This window comes from Candidatus Accumulibacter necessarius (assembly GCF_036625085.1).
Map to the genome: position 1 here is coordinate 278,208 of NZ_JAZKUM010000006.1, position 15,554 is coordinate 293,761.

At 64.8% G+C, this 15,554-nt stretch carries 17 protein-coding genes and 4 pseudogenes; 17 read left to right on the top strand and 4 right to left on the bottom strand.

The window, feature by feature from the left end; genetic code table 11:
• Window positions 1-3 precede the first annotated feature (3 nt).
• From rpoS to surE, 4 genes are read right to left on the bottom strand one after another with little or no spacing between them, the layout of a single operon-like run.
• Window positions 4-960, bottom strand: coding sequence for an RNA polymerase sigma factor RpoS (gene rpoS, locus V5B44_RS17730; protein ID WP_332360318.1), 957 nt, complete (start codon window positions 958-960; stop codon window positions 4-6).
• Between the two features lie 2 nt (window positions 961-962).
• Window positions 963-1,940 (bottom strand): peptidoglycan DD-metalloendopeptidase family protein, encoded by a 978-nt coding sequence (locus V5B44_RS17735; protein WP_332360319.1) that lies wholly within the window; start codon window positions 1,938-1,940, stop codon window positions 963-965.
• Entirely contained in the window at window positions 1,937-2,596 is a 660-nt protein-coding gene (locus V5B44_RS17740; RefSeq protein WP_332360320.1) for a protein-L-isoaspartate(D-aspartate) O-methyltransferase, read from the bottom strand. The genes V5B44_RS17735 and V5B44_RS17740 overlap by 4 nt, the downstream gene beginning before the upstream one ends.
• Window positions 2,593-3,336: a 5'/3'-nucleotidase SurE gene (gene surE, locus V5B44_RS17745; RefSeq protein ID WP_332360321.1), complete on the bottom strand. Its 744-nt coding sequence runs from the start codon at window positions 3,334-3,336 to the stop codon at window positions 2,593-2,595. Before surE ends, V5B44_RS17740 begins: the two co-directional genes overlap by 4 nt.
• A gap of 514 nt (window positions 3,337-3,850) precedes the next feature.
• Here surE and V5B44_RS17750 point away from each other — a divergent pair.
• From V5B44_RS17750 to V5B44_RS17810, 17 genes and pseudogenes are all read left to right on the top strand, one after another.
• Window positions 3,851-5,341, top strand: a pseudogene (locus tag V5B44_RS17750) (flagellin).
• A 145-nt stretch (window positions 5,342-5,486) separates the two neighbouring features.
• Complete coding sequence (locus V5B44_RS17755) at window positions 5,487-5,837, top strand: flagellar protein FlaG (RefSeq protein ID WP_332360438.1); 351 nt, start codon at window positions 5,487-5,489, stop codon at window positions 5,835-5,837.
• Window positions 5,838-5,897: 60 nt separating this feature from the next.
• Window positions 5,898-6,086: pseudogene (locus tag V5B44_RS26765) on the top strand (flagellar cap protein FliD N-terminal domain-containing protein); the annotation flags it as partial.
• 26 nt (window positions 6,087-6,112) lie between these two features.
• A complete protein-coding gene (locus V5B44_RS26770) occupies window positions 6,113-6,349 on the top strand; it encodes a flagellar cap protein FliD N-terminal domain-containing protein (RefSeq protein WP_434735480.1) in 237 nt (78 codons plus the stop codon).
• A gap of 27 nt (window positions 6,350-6,376) precedes the next feature.
• The gene (locus V5B44_RS26775) at window positions 6,377-6,508 is read left to right on the top strand and encodes a flagellin hook IN motif-containing protein (protein ID WP_434735481.1); all 132 of its coding nucleotides are present in this window, start codon (window positions 6,377-6,379) and stop codon (window positions 6,506-6,508) included.
• 60 nt (window positions 6,509-6,568) lie between these two features.
• Window positions 6,569-6,751 carry a hypothetical protein gene (locus tag V5B44_RS17760; RefSeq protein WP_332360322.1) on the top strand — a complete coding sequence of 61 codons (183 nt, stop codon included), beginning with the start codon at window positions 6,569-6,571 and terminating at the stop codon, window positions 6,749-6,751.
• A gap of 603 nt (window positions 6,752-7,354) precedes the next feature.
• Window positions 7,355-7,770, top strand: a pseudogene (fliS, locus tag V5B44_RS17765) (flagellar export chaperone FliS).
• A gap of 49 nt (window positions 7,771-7,819) precedes the next feature.
• A pseudogene (locus tag V5B44_RS26780) lies at window positions 7,820-7,990 on the top strand (hypothetical protein); the annotation flags it as partial.
• 25 nt (window positions 7,991-8,015) lie between these two features.
• Entirely contained in the window at window positions 8,016-8,513 is a 498-nt protein-coding gene (locus V5B44_RS17770; RefSeq protein WP_332360323.1) for a hypothetical protein, read from the top strand.
• Complete coding sequence (locus V5B44_RS17775) at window positions 8,491-9,294, top strand: flagellar hook-length control protein FliK (RefSeq protein WP_332360324.1); 804 nt, start codon at window positions 8,491-8,493, stop codon at window positions 9,292-9,294. Before V5B44_RS17770 ends, V5B44_RS17775 begins: the two co-directional genes overlap by 23 nt.
• The gene (locus V5B44_RS17780; RefSeq protein ID WP_332360325.1) at window positions 9,267-9,590 is read left to right on the top strand and encodes an EscU/YscU/HrcU family type III secretion system export apparatus switch protein; all 324 of its coding nucleotides are present in this window, start codon (window positions 9,267-9,269) and stop codon (window positions 9,588-9,590) included. The genes V5B44_RS17775 and V5B44_RS17780 overlap by 28 nt, the downstream gene beginning before the upstream one ends.
• 76 nt (window positions 9,591-9,666) lie before the next feature.
• Window positions 9,667-10,470 (top strand): flagellar brake protein, encoded by an 804-nt coding sequence (locus tag V5B44_RS17785; protein WP_332360326.1) that lies wholly within the window; start codon window positions 9,667-9,669, stop codon window positions 10,468-10,470.
• 138 nt (window positions 10,471-10,608) lie between these two features.
• Window positions 10,609-12,135, top strand: coding sequence for a 4-alpha-glucanotransferase (gene malQ, locus V5B44_RS17790; protein ID WP_332360327.1), 1,527 nt, complete (start codon window positions 10,609-10,611; stop codon window positions 12,133-12,135).
• An 81-nt stretch (window positions 12,136-12,216) separates the two neighbouring features.
• Window positions 12,217-12,975, top strand: coding sequence for an EAL domain-containing protein (locus V5B44_RS17795; protein ID WP_332360328.1), 759 nt, complete (start codon window positions 12,217-12,219; stop codon window positions 12,973-12,975).
• Window positions 12,976-12,988: 13 nt separating this feature from the next.
• Window positions 12,989-13,516, top strand: coding sequence for a DUF2796 domain-containing protein (locus V5B44_RS17800; protein ID WP_332360329.1), 528 nt, complete (start codon window positions 12,989-12,991; stop codon window positions 13,514-13,516).
• A 5-nt stretch (window positions 13,517-13,521) separates the two neighbouring features.
• Window positions 13,522-14,235, top strand: a complete 714-nt coding sequence (locus tag V5B44_RS17805; protein ID WP_332360330.1) for an ATP-binding cassette domain-containing protein — start codon at window positions 13,522-13,524, stop codon at window positions 14,233-14,235.
• On the top strand, window positions 14,232-15,494 hold the full coding sequence (locus tag V5B44_RS17810) for an ABC transporter permease (RefSeq protein WP_332360331.1): 1,263 nt from the start codon (window positions 14,232-14,234) through the stop codon (window positions 15,492-15,494). The genes V5B44_RS17805 and V5B44_RS17810 overlap by 4 nt, the downstream gene beginning before the upstream one ends.
• Window positions 15,495-15,554: the final 60 nt, after the last annotated feature.

Genomic DNA, 15,554 nt, shown 5'->3' on the forward strand with positions numbered 1-15,554 from the left:
ATCCTAGAGCAGGTTGTCGGCGGTCCCGCCACCGCGCCGGATGATGCGGCGAAGGTGATCGAGCGCTTCGATCTGAATCTGGCGAACCCGCTCACGGGTCAGATTCAGGTCGAGGGCGATTTCCTCGAGGGTGCACGACTCTGTGCCGCCAAGACCGTAACGACGTTGCAGGACCTCCTGCTGCTTGTCGCCGAGCTGCCCCACCCACCGGTTCAACAAGACCCCGATCTCGCTTGACTGCAGCAGCTCATCCGGATCGATCAGGCTATCGTCGGGGATGACATCGCCAATCGAGCGGCTGGGGTCTACCTGCAGAGGCGCATCAAGTGACGCAATGCGCTCGTTAAGGTTCATCACCCGCCGGACATCGGCACTTGGCCGATCGATCAGATGGGCAATCTGGTCGACACAGATCTCCCGCCCGTTGGCCGACTCCAGATGGCGGATGGCGCGCAGGACGAGGTTGATTTCCTTGACCACATGCACCGGCAGGCGGATCGTCCGCGACTGATTCATGATTGCCCGCTCGATGCTTTGCCGGATCCACCAGGTGGCATAGGTCGAGAAACGGAATCCGCGCTCGGGATCGAACTTTTCGATCGCGTGGATGAGACCGAGATTTCCCTCCTCGATCATGTCGAGCAAGGGCAGTCCGCGGTTGAGGTAGTGCTTGGCGATATTCACCACCAGCCGCAGGTTGTGCTCGATCATCTTCTGCCGGGCCAGGAACTCTCCTGCGCGCGCGCGCCGTGCCCAGGCAGCCTCCTCGGTCGGCGAAAACAGCGGCTTGGCGCCGATTTCGTTCAGGTAATGCTGCGTGACGTCATTGAGCAGTTCCGCCTCGGGCGACGGCACCAGGTCCGCCGGCTCCAGCCTCGGGAGCGCATCGAAAAATGACAGTTCCGGCTGCTCAAGATCGTCTTCGCAGGAATCGGCATCCGGATCGAAAGCACCCGACATGGTCAGCGCTGCGGCAGATGCTTGAGCGGGTCGACCGGCTTGCCCTGACGGCGAATCTCGAAGTGCAGCTTGACCTGGTCGGCGTCGGTATTGCCCATTTCGGCTATCTTCTGCCCCTTGCCGACGCTCTGACCTTCCTTGACCAGCACATTCTGGTTGTGCGCGTAGGCCGTGAGATAGGTATTGTTGTGCTTGACGATCACCAGCTTGCCATAGCCGCGCAGGCCGGTACCGCTATAGACGACCTTGCCGCCGCCGGCGGCCAGCACGCTATCGCCGGCCTTGCCGCTGATGTCGATGCCCTTGTTGCCGCCCTCGCTGAACGTGCCAATCAGCTTGCCATTGGCCGGCCAGATCCAGGCGACCTCCTCGCTCCCCGACGCCGCATCGCCCGCCGACGCATCCGGCCGGCTTTCCGGCCTGGCTTCGGACTTTGCTTCGACCCGCGCTGCCGGGCTGACCTCCGGCTTTCCTTCAGGCCTTGCCACGACAGGCGTCACCGTCACCGGATCAACCGCCTGCGCCTGCGCACGCGCCAGCGCCTGCTCGGAGTAGGGTTCCTTGCCCGCCCTCGGCTCACGCTTCAGGAGATCAGCCGGACTACTGCTGCCAAGGGAACGCTGTTCGACCACCGTGCCGGTGTTGATCGGCCGCACCACGACCGCCTCGGTCGCCGCTGCGGCACCGGGAGCCCTGACCCGCAGCGACTGTCCGACCAGGATGCGATTCGGATTGTCGATGTTGTTCCAGGCCACCAGCTCCCGGTAGTCGAGCCCATGATCGAGAGCGATGGAATACAGCGTGTCGCCCCGTTTGACGGTGTACAGATCCTTGCTGGCAACCGACGCACCGGCAGTCGCCGCCTGACCCCCACGGTCGCCGGCCGGCGCCGGCGACTTGCTGGCGCAGCCCGCCAGAACGAGCAATGCCGACAAGATCAGAGCGCCCGGGTGGCGAGAAAAAAACCCTTGGTCCTTCATTCGACTCCCGACAGTAACGGAACAAAACGCACGGCTTCCAGGCGGGTTTCGACAAAACCCTCGGCCCGTCGTTCGATCAGCACGAGCTGCTGGCTTGCCGCGCCCAGCGGCAGGATCAACCTGCCGTTGGGTGCCAGTTGTTGCAACAGGGCGCGCGGCACACGCGCCGCTGCCGCCGCGACGATGATCGTATCAAACGGCGCCGCCTCCGGCAGGCCGAGCTGGCCGTCGGCATGCTTCAGGCGCACCTTGAGTTGCCGGATGGCGCGCAGGTTGGCCTTGGCCTTGGCGAGCAACGGCGCGATTCGCTCGACCGCGTAGACCTCGTCGGTCAACTGCGCCAGTACGGCCGCCTGGTAGCCACAGCCGGCGCCGATCTCCAGCGTCTTGCCAAGGTCGTCGCGGCCAGCCAGCAGCGCCTCGATCATCCGTGCCACGACATAGGGTTGCGAGATCGTCTGCGAGAAACCCAGCGGCAACGCCGTGTCCTCGTAAGCCCTCGAGGCCAGCGCCTCTTCGACAAAGACGTGGCGCGGCACGGCGGCGATCGCCGCCAGCACCTCTTCGTCAACAATGCCCTGCTCACGCAGGCGCTCGATCATCCGCGTCCGCGTCCGCTGCGAGGTCATGCCAAACCCGGAAACGGCGCCGCTCATCGCGCCAGCCACTCGCGCATCAGGGGCAGTTGCGCATTATGCGTGAGGTCGATCTGCAGCGGTGTCACCGAGACCTGATGGTTCTGCACCGCGTGGAAATCGGTGCCCTCGCCGGCGTCCTGAGCCTCGCCGGCAGCGCCGATCCAGAACACGGTCTCGTTGCGCGGCGACAGCGTGCGCACCACCGGCTCGGCCTTGTGGCGCTTGCCAAGACGGGTGACGACGGTGCCGCGAAGTTGCTCCCAGGGGACGTCGGGCACATTGACGTTGAGCAGCACCGGCTCGCTGAGCGCCTGTTTCTGCAACAGCTCGACCAGTTCGCGGGCGACCCGCGCGGCGGTTGCGAAGTGCGCCCCCTCCTTGCTGCACAACGAAATCGCCAGCGACGGAACGCCGAGCAGGAAGCCCTCGGTGGCGGCCGCGACGGTCCCCGAATAAATGGTGTCGTCGCCCATGTTGGCGCCGATGTTGATCCCCGACACCACCATGTCCGGCAGCCCTTCGAGCATGCCGGTGACGGCGAGGTGAACACAGTCGGTCGGCGTGCCGTTGACGTGGTAGAAACCATTCGCCGCCCGTTTGAGCGACAGCGGACGATCGAGCGTCAGGGAATTGCTGGCCCCGCTGCGGTCGCGCTCGGGCGCCACCACGGTAATCTCCGCGATCTCCGACAGCGCACGCGCCAGCAGCTCGATCCCCGGAGCGAAGTAGCCGTCATCGTTACAGAGCAGGATCCGCATAGTCCATCCACCAATGCCGAAGTACCTCGTCACACACCCAGCTGCCACCCAACTCAGCCGCCATGATCCTGCCAGGCAGGGTGCTCGATTATAACCGCCTCCGCCGCCGAATCAGAACGAAGTCAATACCCGGCCTCCCCTCAGCTGCCGCAGTGCCCGCACGGTGACCGGATCGGCCTCGTAGCGAGACAGCGTCTCAGAAACCGCGCCACATGGTGATCGCCGCGCAGGCACCGGATCAACCCATCGGTATCGACGAGCATCGCCGCACCTCACCCCTGTTATCTCTGCGCATACGGGTTTCCCCCTGGTATCGGAACCCTCAACTTCGCTACCCGACTGCCGATAGAGAACTTACACGGCCGGCCGGAAGAAAATCACTAAAGTTCCTCGCCAGCAGGTCGTTAGAAAAAACGTCAGCAAAGCAATTGCCACAAAGGATGGACCGGCCAATGCCCCTCCAGGCAGGTCACCGGAAACCAGAGGTCAACTTGATAGTGATAGGAGAAGGAAAATGCCCCAAGTCATCAACACCAACGTCGCGTCGCTGAATTCGCAACGCAGTCTCAACATGTCGCAGACCTCGCTCGCGACCTCGCTGCAGCGCCTGTCTTCGGGCCTGCGTATCAACAGTGCCAAGGATGACGCCGCTGGCTTGGCCATCTCCGACCGGATGAGCACCCAGATTCGTGGTCTCAATCAGGCCGCGCGCAATGCCAACGACGGGATATCTCTGGCGCAGACGGCTGAAGGCGATCTCGAACAGATCGGCAGCAACCTGCAGCGGATGCGCGAACTGGCTGTTCAGGCGGGCAATGCGTCCAACTCCGCATCTGACCGCGCAGCTCTAGATTCCGAAGTCCAGGCACTGTCCGCGGAAATCGACCGGGTAGCACAGAATTCCTCGTTTAATGGTACCAAGCTGCTCGATGGCTCCTTCGTCGCACAGTCCTTTCAGATCGGTGCCAACGGAACGGCGAACGACAGGGTCTCGATCGCCTCGATTGCCAGCGCGCGCACGTCAGCACTCGGTGGCAGCGGGACCTCAACACAAACAACGTTGACGGGTGGTGCGACGACTGCTGCAGCCCTGACCGCAGGCGCTTTGACACTTAATGGCTTCCAGGTGGGGGCTTCCAGCATCGGCGCGTCGGCTGGTCAAACTGCAGCTAGCGCCTTCTCAAAGGCTGCGGCAATCAATCTGGTTTCATCGCAGTCGGGTGTCACTGCTACCGCCATGGCCACCTCTGTCACCGGCGCCGTTCAAACTGGCTTTAATGGTTACACGGCAGCCAATTCCTTTAGCGTCAACGGATCAATGTCGGCGCAATTGCGGCTGGTGGAACAGCTCCCGGCCAAGGTGCCAACGTGGCCGCGGCGATCAACTCCGTGTCCGCTCAAACGGGGGTAACTGCGACGGCAGCCAATGACGGCAAAGTGACTCTAACCGCTGCCGATGGACGTGACATCACGCTTCTGGCACAGGGCACCACCACGGCTGCGGTGGCCTTGTCAGACTTTGGCTTGGTCACCGGTGACGTCGCTGGCCCCGTAGCCGCGGTGTCAACCAGAGGGACGATCAAACTGGATACCAACAATGCTGCAGGTATCGTTATTGCCGGTGGTACGCCTGCCATTGCGGGTTTTGTTGCAGGCACGACCAGCGGCCACCACCACCTTGACGGTGCAGAGCATTTCTTCCATTAACGTGCTCACGGCAGGCAGTGCCACCAACGCCCTGTCGGCCATCGACGGCGCATTGGCAACAATCAGCAGCGCGCGCTCCTCGCTCGGTTCCTATCAGAACCGTTTCGTTCGGTGGTTTCCAGCCTGCAAACGACATCGGAAAACCTCTCGGCCTCACGTAGCCGCATCGTCGATGCCGACTTCGCGGCGGAAACCGCCAACCTGACGCGCAACGCAGATCCTGCAGCAGGCCGGTACGGCGATGCTCGCGCAGGCCAACTCGCTGCCGCAGAACGTGCTCTCGCTGTTGCGCGGCTAAGCGGAAGGTTTTAAATAGCGGTAACATCGGGGCGCGATCGCGGCAACGTGGTCGCGCCCCGGCGTCTCTTCAGCAAGGAGCGTGAGATGAACATCCAACCCACGGTCGTTTCAGCTTCTTCGCAGCGCCACAGGGCCACCTGGCGATCAGCAATACGCCGCGAGAAGCTCAGAACACGGCCAGTAACGGCAAAAAGCCAGCGCCGGATCAGGCGCACGCACTTCAGGTCAAGCGCACTGCAGGCGCAGGCAGCCCGGTGCAGGCGCCACCCGACAGCGAGAAGCTCGAGACCGCCATCCAGAGCGTTCGCGAGTTCGTCAAACCGACCAACAGCAATATCGAGTTCAGCGTGGACGACGACAGCGGGCAACTGGTGGTCAAGATCATCGACCGCTCGACCAAGGAAGTGATCCGCCAGATGCCGTCGGAAGAAATGATGGCCATCGCCAAGACGCTGGACAGCATCAAAGGGCTGTTCGTCACGCAGACGGCCTGAACAACGCGCGCTCGTGCCCCATGCAAGCAAGCATGCCGGTAGCGGCGGCAGGAGAAGATCATGGCGCTTTCCTCACCGGGCCTGGGCTCGAATCTTGATGTAAACAGCATCATCAGCCAGTTGATGTCGCTGGAACAACGGCCGCTGACCGCTTTGTCCAGAAAGGAAGCAAGTTTTCCAGGCAAGATCTCGGCGCTCGGTTCATTGCAGGGCGCCCTTTCGGCGCTGCAGACCGCGCGGGCCTCTGCGCTTGTCCCGGCCACCGGCAGCAGCGCATTGGAGAAGTTCAGTGTTTTCAGGACGCTACGGTTGCCGATACCGCCATTGCCTCGGCGACGACCACTTCGAGCGCGGTCGCCGGCACCTACAGCCTGGAAGTCACCCAGCTCGCCAGGCAGCACAGCGTCGCCAGTGGCAACCGGTATCGCCACGTCCGTTTCCGGCACGGCAATACCAGCTACCGGTGGCGGCGGCACGCTGACCCTGTCGCTCGACACCGACGGCGGCAGTGAGTCCGCACAAGAGCAACCGACATCAGCATCGCCGACGGCGCGACGCCCGAAGCCATCCGCGATGCCATCAACACCGCCAGTGCCGGCGTTTCCGCGACTGGTGATCAACGGCGTCGCCGGCAAGCAACTGGTGCTGACCAGCGACGACGCCGGCAGTGATCAGTTCATCAAGCTCTCCGGCGTCGCTGGCTTGTCGTACGATCCCGGCGTCGGCACCGGATGCCGAGCGAGTTCGTGCAGTTGCAGGCGGCGCAGGGCTCGACGTTCAAGCTCAACGGCATTGCCGTCGCCGCAAGCAGCAACACCGTCAGCACCGCCATCGACGGCATCACGCTGAACGCTGCTCAAGGGCCCGGAAGTGCTGCGACGGCGCTGAGCACCACGCTGACCATGGCAGCGTGACCACTCGAGCCTGACGGCCGGCGTCAATGCGCTGGTCAAAGCCTATCAACGACCTCAGCAAGACCACCGCCAGCACCTCGGTACCTACAATGCGGCACGACCAAGACAGCCGGCGCACTCAATGGCGACAGCACCTTGCGTTCGGCGCAGAACAGCCGTCGCAGCTCCTTGGTCAACATCCCCGCGGCAGGTTGCCGGCAGCAGCTTGCAGCGCCTCTCGGACGTTGGTGTCAGCCTGCAGAAGGACGGCTCCCTGAGCGGTCGATTCCACCAAGCTGAGCAAAAGCGATCAGCGAGGATCTGGCCGGCGTCGCCAATCTCGTAGCCGCCTATCGGCAGCATCTTCAAGGACGCCACGGATGCGCTGGTCGGCACGAACGGCTGAGCCTCGCTGCCCGTACCGGAATCAACGCCTCGATCAAGCCAGCCTCGGCAAACAGTCGGAAGTGATTGTGGAGCCGGCTGGCGCAGATCGAAGCGCGCTATCGCAAACAGTTCACGGCGCTCGATACGGCTTGATCTCCGGGATGACCAAGCACCAGCAACTTCCTCGAGCAGCAGCTCGCCATCCTGCCCACCTACAACAACTCTGAGGAGCCCTGAATGTTCGGCAATGCACGACACGCGATTTCAGCCTACCAGAAGGTCGGCGTCGACGCCGCGATCGAAGTCGCCGACCCGCACCGGCTGATCCTGCTGCTCTTCGCTGGGGCGCAGGCGGCGATCGGCAACGCGCGCGCCGCGATGCAGGACAAGCAGCATCGCGGCCAAGGGCGAAGCGATTTCCAAAGCGGTCGACATCATCAGCAACGGTCTCAAGGTGAGCCTCGACCTCGAAACAGGGCGGTGAGATCGCCGAGCGGCTTGACGCGCTGTACGATTACCTGGTCCTGCGGCTGCTGCACGCCAACCTCGACAACGACCTGCCGGCGCTCGAGGAAGTTGCCGCCCTGCTCGAAGAAATTCATGGCGCCTGGCGGAGATTTCGCCGAGCGCGACTGCAACAAGCCGTGGCATGAGTGCCTCGCTGAGCTGCGCTGGAGCAGCTGCTGGCACTACTCCGAGGCGATGCTTGGCGCTGCAGAAAGCGGCGACTGGCAAGACCCTGGCCGGCACGAGGCCGATCGGCGCGCGCTCGCCGACAGCCTGCCCGACAGTCTGAGCGCCGAACTGCCGGCAGAAGTGCAGCAGCGCGCCCGCGCGCTGATCGAAAGCAGCCTGCGCTGTGACACCTTGATTCAACCGCGCCTGGCGAGGCGCATGGATGAACTGCGCGTACTACTGCGCGCAGCGCAGCACCCGCCGCCGAATGATCGTCCCCGAAATCAGCACCCGCGTTCAGCCGAGCGCCGACCTCGCCCTGCGGCCGACGCCGCCGGCGCAGGAAATCACCGACAAGTTACCCGGGCTGGCCGCTGGCCAACGCCTGCTGGCCGAAGTGCAGGCCCTGCTGCCGAACGGCACCTACCGCGCGCTGATCAACCAGCGCAGCGTCACCCTGGCGCTGCCCTTTGCCGCCAAGAGCGGCGACGCCATCGAGCTGGAAGTCTCCGAGAGCAATGGCAAGCTGACCCTGGCCGTCGTTGCCCGCGGCGCGGCGGAGGGAGGCAGGGCGGGGAACGAATCGACCGCCACGCAGTTGAGCCGCACCGGGCAACTGATCGGCACGCTGCTGGCCGGTGCGCGTGACGGCAAGGGCGGCGCCGCCGTAGCACTGCCGCTGAACGGCAAACAGGCGATTGCTGCCAGCCCAACCGAATAGCGGCACCGATCTCCTGCCGCTGCTCAAACAGGCGATCGTGCAGAGTGGCATGTTCTACGAAGCGCATCAGGCGGAATGGGTCGAAGGGCGTTACAGCAAGGCGCAGCTGCTGCAGGAACCGCAGGGGAAACTGGCACCGCTGACGGCAGCCCGCCCGGAATCACTGCACGCCAGCGAATCCGCCAGCAGCGGACGCGTAGCCGCCGACGTCGCCGGACCACTGCCGACGCGATCAACCGACTTGCTCATCGGCACACTCCAGACGACGCAGGCTGCAACTGGACAGCCGGCGCCGGCGGCGCCCACGGTCGCCCCACAGGCCCTGGCGCTGGTCCAGCAGCAGCTCGAAGCCTTCGCCACCCAGAATTTTGCCTGGCAAGGCCAGGTCTGGCCAGGTCAACAAATGGACTGGGAGATCGAGCACGAGCGAGCGCGCGGCGATCGCGAGGACAGCAATGTCGGCAGCGATGGCGAAAAATGGCAGACGCGGCTGCGGCTGACACTCCCCCATCTCGGCGAGGTCGATGCGCGGCTGCACATCCACGGCCGGCAGATCTCGCTATCGGTTGTCGCCAGCGACGTCGAGACGCGCGCGCTGCTGCGCAGCGACGTAGCCAGCCTGCGCGGCCAACTCGAACAGGCAGGGCTGGACCTTGCTTCCCTGGGCATCGCCGCGCCGCCGGCAGCCTTCGTGACGGCTCGAGATGAGCCTCCGCAGAGTTCTTGCAGTCTGCTTGCACGAGCAACAGGCGCATGGCCAAAGCCCCCGATAACCCGCTGAAGAACGCCGTCGCCCTGGCCTACAGCCAGGCCGACGGGGCGCCGCGTGTCGTCGCCAAAGGGCGCGGCCTGCTGGCCGAGCAGATCATCGCCCGGGCGCATGAGCACGGCGTCTATGTCCATGAATCGGCGGAACTGGTGTCGCTGCTGATGCAGGTCGATCTGGATCAGCATATCCCGCCGCAGCTCTATCTCGCCGTGGCTGAACTGCTGGCCTGGCTCTATCGGCTCGAGAATGGCCTGGAGGCGTCGACGGCCCCCCTCTTCCCGGCCAGCGCTGAACAGCCGCCACCCTGATGACGGCGGCGCCGCAGCTTACCGCGGTCCCAGTTTTGCTTTAAACTGGCTGCTCCAGCCGATTCCAGGAAAGCCAGTGGAAGAAACGGACGTTCAGGCACAAGCAGAAAAGGCAGCGGTCCGATTCGAAATCGAGCGACCCGAGGATTACGGTCAGTACCTCCTGCATTCCAAAGCCGAGATTGCGGCGGTGCTTCGCTCGCTGATCCAGCGGCGATCCCTGATCAGCGCCTACTTCGACCAGGGCCGATCCTTTCTGCTGACCTCGCTGCTGGGGCTCGACCTGGAAGCCGGTGAACTGGTCCTCGACTGGGGTCGCGAGGAAAAGGTCAACCGCCTGGCCTTGCTCGCCGAGCAAGTGCTGCTGACCACCACGGTCGACAAGGTGAAGGTCCAGTTCACCCTGGGCAAGCTCTCGGAGACCCAGAGCGGCGGTTTGCCGGCCTTCAGCGCTGCGCTGCCCGGCCAGATCCTGAGACTGCAGCGGCGCGAGTATTATCGCCTGTCGACGCCGCTCACCAAACCAGTCAAGTTCGTTGCCACCATCAGGCGAACGGATGGCAGCGCCCTGCTCGCCGAGGCATCCTTGCTGGATATCAGCGGTGGCGGCATCGGCCTGATGGCAACACCCAATCTCGCCGCCCTCCTGCAGCGCAGCGACCTGCTGAGCGACTGCAAGATGACCCTGCCTGACGAGGGCCTGCTGGTCGCCAGCCTGTGCGTCCGCAACAAGCTTGACGTCGCAACCAGGGGAGGTGCCCGTTACGTTCGCGTCGGCTGCCAGTTCGTTGCCCTGCCGGGGGCACGGATGACCATGCTGCAGCGCTACATCACCCGCGTCGAGCGTGAGCGAAAGGCCCGGCTGAGCGGGATGACCTAGTCCTTCGTGCCGTGGAGGTCGCCGGCGGTGGTCAAGGGCTACCCCCGAAAGTGACGGATCCGGCCAAAGCAGGTTAGGATGACGCCTTCGCGGCGGCCAGACCGCGCGCAAACATCCGCATGAAGCAAGAGGACCGGCATGACTTCCCTTCCGCGCCACAACGGCATTCTCCTTCACCCGACCTCGCTGCCCGGTCCGCACGGTTCCGGCGATCTGGGCCCGGCCGCCTACCACTTCGTCGACTGGCTGGTTGGCGCCGGCCAGTCGCTCTGGCAGGTGCTGCCACTCGGCAGCGTCGGACCCGGCAACTCGCCGTACATCAGCCCCTCGGCCTTCGCCGGCAGCGAACTGCTGATCGACCTCGGCCAACTCCGTGACGCCGGCTGGTTGAGCGACGCCGATCTCAAGTCGGTCCCCGCTTTTCCGGCAGACCGGGTCGATTACGACGCGGTCCGGCGCTTCAGGATGGCTCACCTGCGACGTGCTGCCAAGCGCTTCTTTGGCGGCAAGAAAGTTCCTCAGCGATCCGCCTTTGAAGGCTTCTGCGCCGATGCCCACGCCTGGCTTGACGACTACGCGCTGTTCATGGCACTGGACATGGCGCACGGCGGCGACGGCCGGATGTGGCAGGATTGGCCGGCAGCGTTGGCGCACCGCCAGCCGGACGCGCTACGCGAAGCACGCGACCGGCAGGGCGAGGAAATCCGTTTCTGGAAGTTCTGCCAGTGGCGCTTTCACGAGCAATGGGCGGCGCTGAAGCACTACGCCAACGCCCGCCGCATCGACATCGTCGGCGACCTGCCGATCTTCGTCGCCGCGCACAGCGCCGACGTGTGGTCGAATCCCTCGCTGTTCGATCTCGATCCCCACGGTCGTCCCCGCGTCGTGGCCGGCGTACCGCCGGACTACTTCAGTGCCACCGGACAGCGCTGGGGCAATCCGCTCTACCGCTGGTCGGCACACGCCACCGAGGGCTATCGCTGGTGGGTCGAGCGGATGCGACAAACGATGAAGCTCTGCGATGTCGTGCGAATCGATCATTTTCGTGGCTTCGAGTCATTCTGGGAAATTCCCGCCGAGGCGGAAACGGCCATCGACGGACAATGGCGGCCGGGGCCGGGGGAAGCCGTCTTCGACGCCATGCGCCGCGAGTTGGGCGACGCGCAAGGCCGACTGAGGATCATCGCCGAGGATCTCGGCATCATCACCCCGGAGGTCAATGCCCTGCGCCAGGCGATCGGCCTGCCCGGGATGCGCATCCTGCAGTTTGCTTTCGATGGCGACCCCAAGAACCCTTACCTGCCCCACAACTACGACGCCAACACCGTCGTCTATACGGGTACCCACGACAACGACACGACGCGTGGCTGGTGGGAGTCGCTCGCCAATCCGGAAAAGGATTATGTGCGCGCCTACCTCGGCGTCGACGAGGCGATGGACGAAGACCTGCCCTGGCATCTGATCCGCCTGGCCTGTGCCTCCGTCGCCTCGCTCTGCGTCATCCCGATGCAGGACGTGCTCGGTCTCGACGCCTCGCACCGCATGAACGAACCCAGCCGCAGCGAGGGATCCTGGGAGTGGCGGTTCAGCTGGCAGCAGGTCGACGCAGGACACGCCAGGCAACTCGCAGAAATGGCAAGACTCTATGGCCGCCGGCGGCGTTGACCGGCACCACCGGTCTCGCCGCACTGCCCGGAGCTGCCTGCAACGCCAGCGCGACGGTGCGCGAATGCGAAAGACCCTGCCTTGACTGAGCTTGACGAAATCCATGATGGTCTGCACAGAGGAGAATTCTTCCTCGAGTATCTGCCAACGATCTCCCTCAGCGATCAACGCTGTCTCGGAGCGGAAGCGCTGATCCGCTGGCGGCGGCCGACGGGAGTCGTTCTCCCCGGGGAGTTCATCCCGCTGATCGAGAATACGCCGTTCTCCGGTCTGCTCACCTACTGGGTCATCGACACGGTCGCCAGTGAACTCGGTGAGTGGCTGGGCGCCCACCCCGAGGCGCATCTGAGCCTCAATGTTCCACCCGAAATCCTCGGCCGGGGTGGCCTCGAATACGCTGCCGTCAAATCCGGGCTGCGCAGCCTGAGTTCGCAGATCATCATCGAGGTCACCGAACGTGGCATCCCGGACTCGCTGGGAATGATGGCATTGCACGGGATGGGCCGGCGCGGCGTCCGCGTGGCCCTTGACGACGTGACGATGAACGGGACCAATCTGGCCTTCATTGCGCGCTGCGACTTCGACATAATCAAGATCGACCGCTCGCTGATCGCCGGCATGGACCCGAACGGCCCCGACCCCAACTGGCTGCGTGGCCTCGCCGGCCTGTTGTCGTCGATGGACCTGACGGTGGTTGCCGAAGGGATCGAGACCGACGCCCAGTTCAAAGCCTTGCAGGCGGCCGGGGTGCAGATGGGGCAGGGTTTTCACTTCTCGCGGCCACTGCCGGCGAGCGAATTGATCGCCTACTATGACCGGACCAAGCAATCTCCGCCGTAGCACCCCCAACACGATGAAGCACTCGCCCTTGCTCTGCTGCTGCCTCACCGCCGCCTGTCTGCTGCCGCTGCCAGCTCTTGCCGGCAAGGCTGGCGCCCATGTGCATGGCACAGCCAGTCTCCAGGTCGCGATCGACGGTCAGACGCTGACGCTGAATCTCGAGACGCCGCTCGAAAACCTGCTGGGCTTCGAACATGCCCCGCGCACCGACAAGCAGAAGGCCGCAGTGCGCGCGATGAGCGAGCGTCTCAGCCAGCCGGGAGAGCTGTTTTCGCCCTCGCCTGCGGCGCAGTGCACGTCGGTATCGGTAGCGCTCGACTCGCCGGTGCTGAAACCGGCGAGACAGCCGGCCGGCGATGACCATGCCGACCTTGACGGCGAATTTGTCTTCCGCTGCGCAGCTCCCGAGGCCCTGCGTACCCTGGACGTCGGACTTTTCCAGCACTTTCCCAAGCTGCGCAGCGTCGACGTCCAGGTCGCCGGTCCGCGCGGACAATCGGCCGCCCGGCTGTCGCCGCAGCAGAGGCGCCTTGCCTGGTAACAACCATGACAGAAGCGGTCATCGAGATCGAGAAACTGCGCTTCCGCTGGTCGGCGGGCGACGATTTCTGTCTCGACATTCCTTCCTTCGCGGCGCGCGCCGGCGAGCGGGTTTTCCTGTACGGCCCGAGTGGCAGCGGCAAGAGCACCCTGCTCGGGCTGCTCGGCGGTGTGCTGGTGCCCGAATGCGGCCGGCTCCGGCTGCTCGGGACCGAGTTGCCCCGATTGCAGCCCTCGGTCCGCGACCGCTTTCGTGCCGACCACGTCGGTTTCCTCTTTCAGCAGTTCAACCTCATTCCCTACCTCTCGGTGATCGACAACGTACTCCTGTCCTGCCGCTTCTCGGGCCGACGGCGTGCCCGGGCAACGGCAGCAGGGGCCTCGCTGCACGCCGAGGCCCGACGTTTGCTGAAGCACCTTGATCTGGAGGAATCACTGCACCGACGCGAAGTCACCCGCCTGAGCGTCGGCCAGCAGCAGCGGGTTGCAGCGGCACGGGCACTGATCGGGCGCCCCGAGATCGTCATCGCTGACGAACCGACCTCGGCGCTCGACGCCGAACGGCAGGGCGCTTTCCTTGACCTGCTGGCGCGCGAGTGCGCCGCAGCGGGCAGCACGCTGCTCTTCGTCAGCCATGACCGGCGGCTGGCCGCAGGATTCGACCGCGAACTTTCGCTGGCGTCGATCAGCCGGACTGACGTCGGCCAGCAGGCGGCATGAGATTTCTGCTTCTGCTGGCGGCTCGCAGCGCCTGGAACCGGCGACTGACTCTCGGCATGACGCTGATCGCCGTCGCCCTCAGCGTCACCCTGCTGCTCGCCGTCGAACGTGTTCGCCTGGAAGCCCGAAACAGTTTCGCACAATCGGTGTCGGGGACCGACCTTGTCGTCGGCGCCCGCAGCAGCCCGGTGCAACTGATGCTCTATGCCGTCTTCCGGATCGGCGAAGCGACCAACAACATCGGTTGGCAAAGCTACCGCGCGATCGCCGGGAATCCCGCCGTCGCCTGGTCGATCCCGCTGTCGCTGGGCGATTCCCATCACGGCTTTCCCGTCCTTGGCACCACCGCCGCCTACTTCGAGCACTTCCGCTACGCCGATTCGCAGGCGCTGACCCTGGCAGCGGGCAAGCCATTTGCCGAGCTGTTCGACGCCGTGCTCGGCGCCGAAGTCGCGCAGCGGCTCGGCTACCGGCTCGGCGATTCGATCGTCCTCAATCACGGCATGGGCGACGTCAGCCTCGCCGAGCATGCCGACAAGCCTTTCAAGGTGGTCGGCATCCTCGCCCGCACCGGAACGCCGGTAGACCGCACTGTGCACGTCAGCCTCGAAGCGATGGAAGCGATCCACCTCGACTGGGCGGGCGGGGCGCCGCTGCCCGGCCTGTCGATCCCGGCCGAGTACGTGCGCAAGTTCGACCTGACACCGAAAGAGATCACCGCCGTCCTGGTCGGGCTGAAAAGCCGGGCCGCGGTCTTCAAGGTGCAGCGCCAGATCAACAACGACACCACGGAGCCGCTGCTGGCGGTGCTGCCGGGCGTTGCTCTCGACCAACTCTGGCAAGTCGTCGGGTTTGCCGAACGGACCCTGCTGGCGGTTTCGGCGATGGTCGTGGCGGTCGGTCTCGCCGGTCTGGTGGCGGTGGTTCTCGCCAGCCTCGGCGAACGACGTCGCGAACTGGCGATCCTGCGCTCGGTCGGCGCACGACCCGGCGAAGTGTTCCTGCTGCTGAGTGCGGAGGGACTCTTCATCACCGTGCTGGGCGCCCTGCTGGGCGTGGCGCTGCTCGCACTGCTGACGGCGCTGCTGGCGCCGCTGGCGCAGGCACATTTCGGGCTGGCGTTTCGCGCGCGGTGGGTATCCGCCGATGAGCTGCGGTTGCTCGGCGCGGTCGTCGCAGTTGGCCTGATCGCCAGCCTGGCACCCGGCTACCGCGCCTACCGGCTGTCACTGGCTGACGGCCTGACACCACGCCTCTAATCGACGGTTAACCCGCCCCACTTGACAGCGGCTTCCGGAACCGCAACAGGGGCCTGGATC

Coding starts and splice junctions, on each gene's coding strand:
- V5B44_RS17805 (WP_332360330.1), top strand. CDS start 13,522: ATGACAGAAGCGGTCATCGAGATCGAGAAACTGCGCTTCCGCTGGTCG.
- V5B44_RS17735 (WP_332360319.1), bottom strand. CDS start 1,940: ATGAAGGACCAAGGGTTTTTTTCTCGCCACCCGGGCGCTCTGATCTTG.
- rpoS (WP_332360318.1), bottom strand. CDS start 960: ATGTCGGGTGCTTTCGATCCGGATGCCGATTCCTGCGAAGACGATCTT.
- V5B44_RS17810 (WP_332360331.1), top strand. CDS start 14,232: ATGAGATTTCTGCTTCTGCTGGCGGCTCGCAGCGCCTGGAACCGGCGA.
- V5B44_RS17780 (WP_332360325.1), top strand. CDS start 9,267: ATGGCCAAAGCCCCCGATAACCCGCTGAAGAACGCCGTCGCCCTGGCC.
- V5B44_RS17800 (WP_332360329.1), top strand. CDS start 12,989: ATGAAGCACTCGCCCTTGCTCTGCTGCTGCCTCACCGCCGCCTGTCTG.
- malQ (WP_332360327.1), top strand. CDS start 10,609: ATGACTTCCCTTCCGCGCCACAACGGCATTCTCCTTCACCCGACCTCG.
- V5B44_RS17770 (WP_332360323.1), top strand. CDS start 8,016: ATGAACTGCGCGTACTACTGCGCGCAGCGCAGCACCCGCCGCCGAATG.
- V5B44_RS17740 (WP_332360320.1), bottom strand. CDS start 2,596: ATGAGCGGCGCCGTTTCCGGGTTTGGCATGACCTCGCAGCGGACGCGG.
- V5B44_RS17760 (WP_332360322.1), top strand. CDS start 6,569: ATGCCGAGCGAGTTCGTGCAGTTGCAGGCGGCGCAGGGCTCGACGTTC.
- surE (WP_332360321.1), bottom strand. CDS start 3,336: ATGCGGATCCTGCTCTGTAACGATGACGGCTACTTCGCTCCGGGGATC.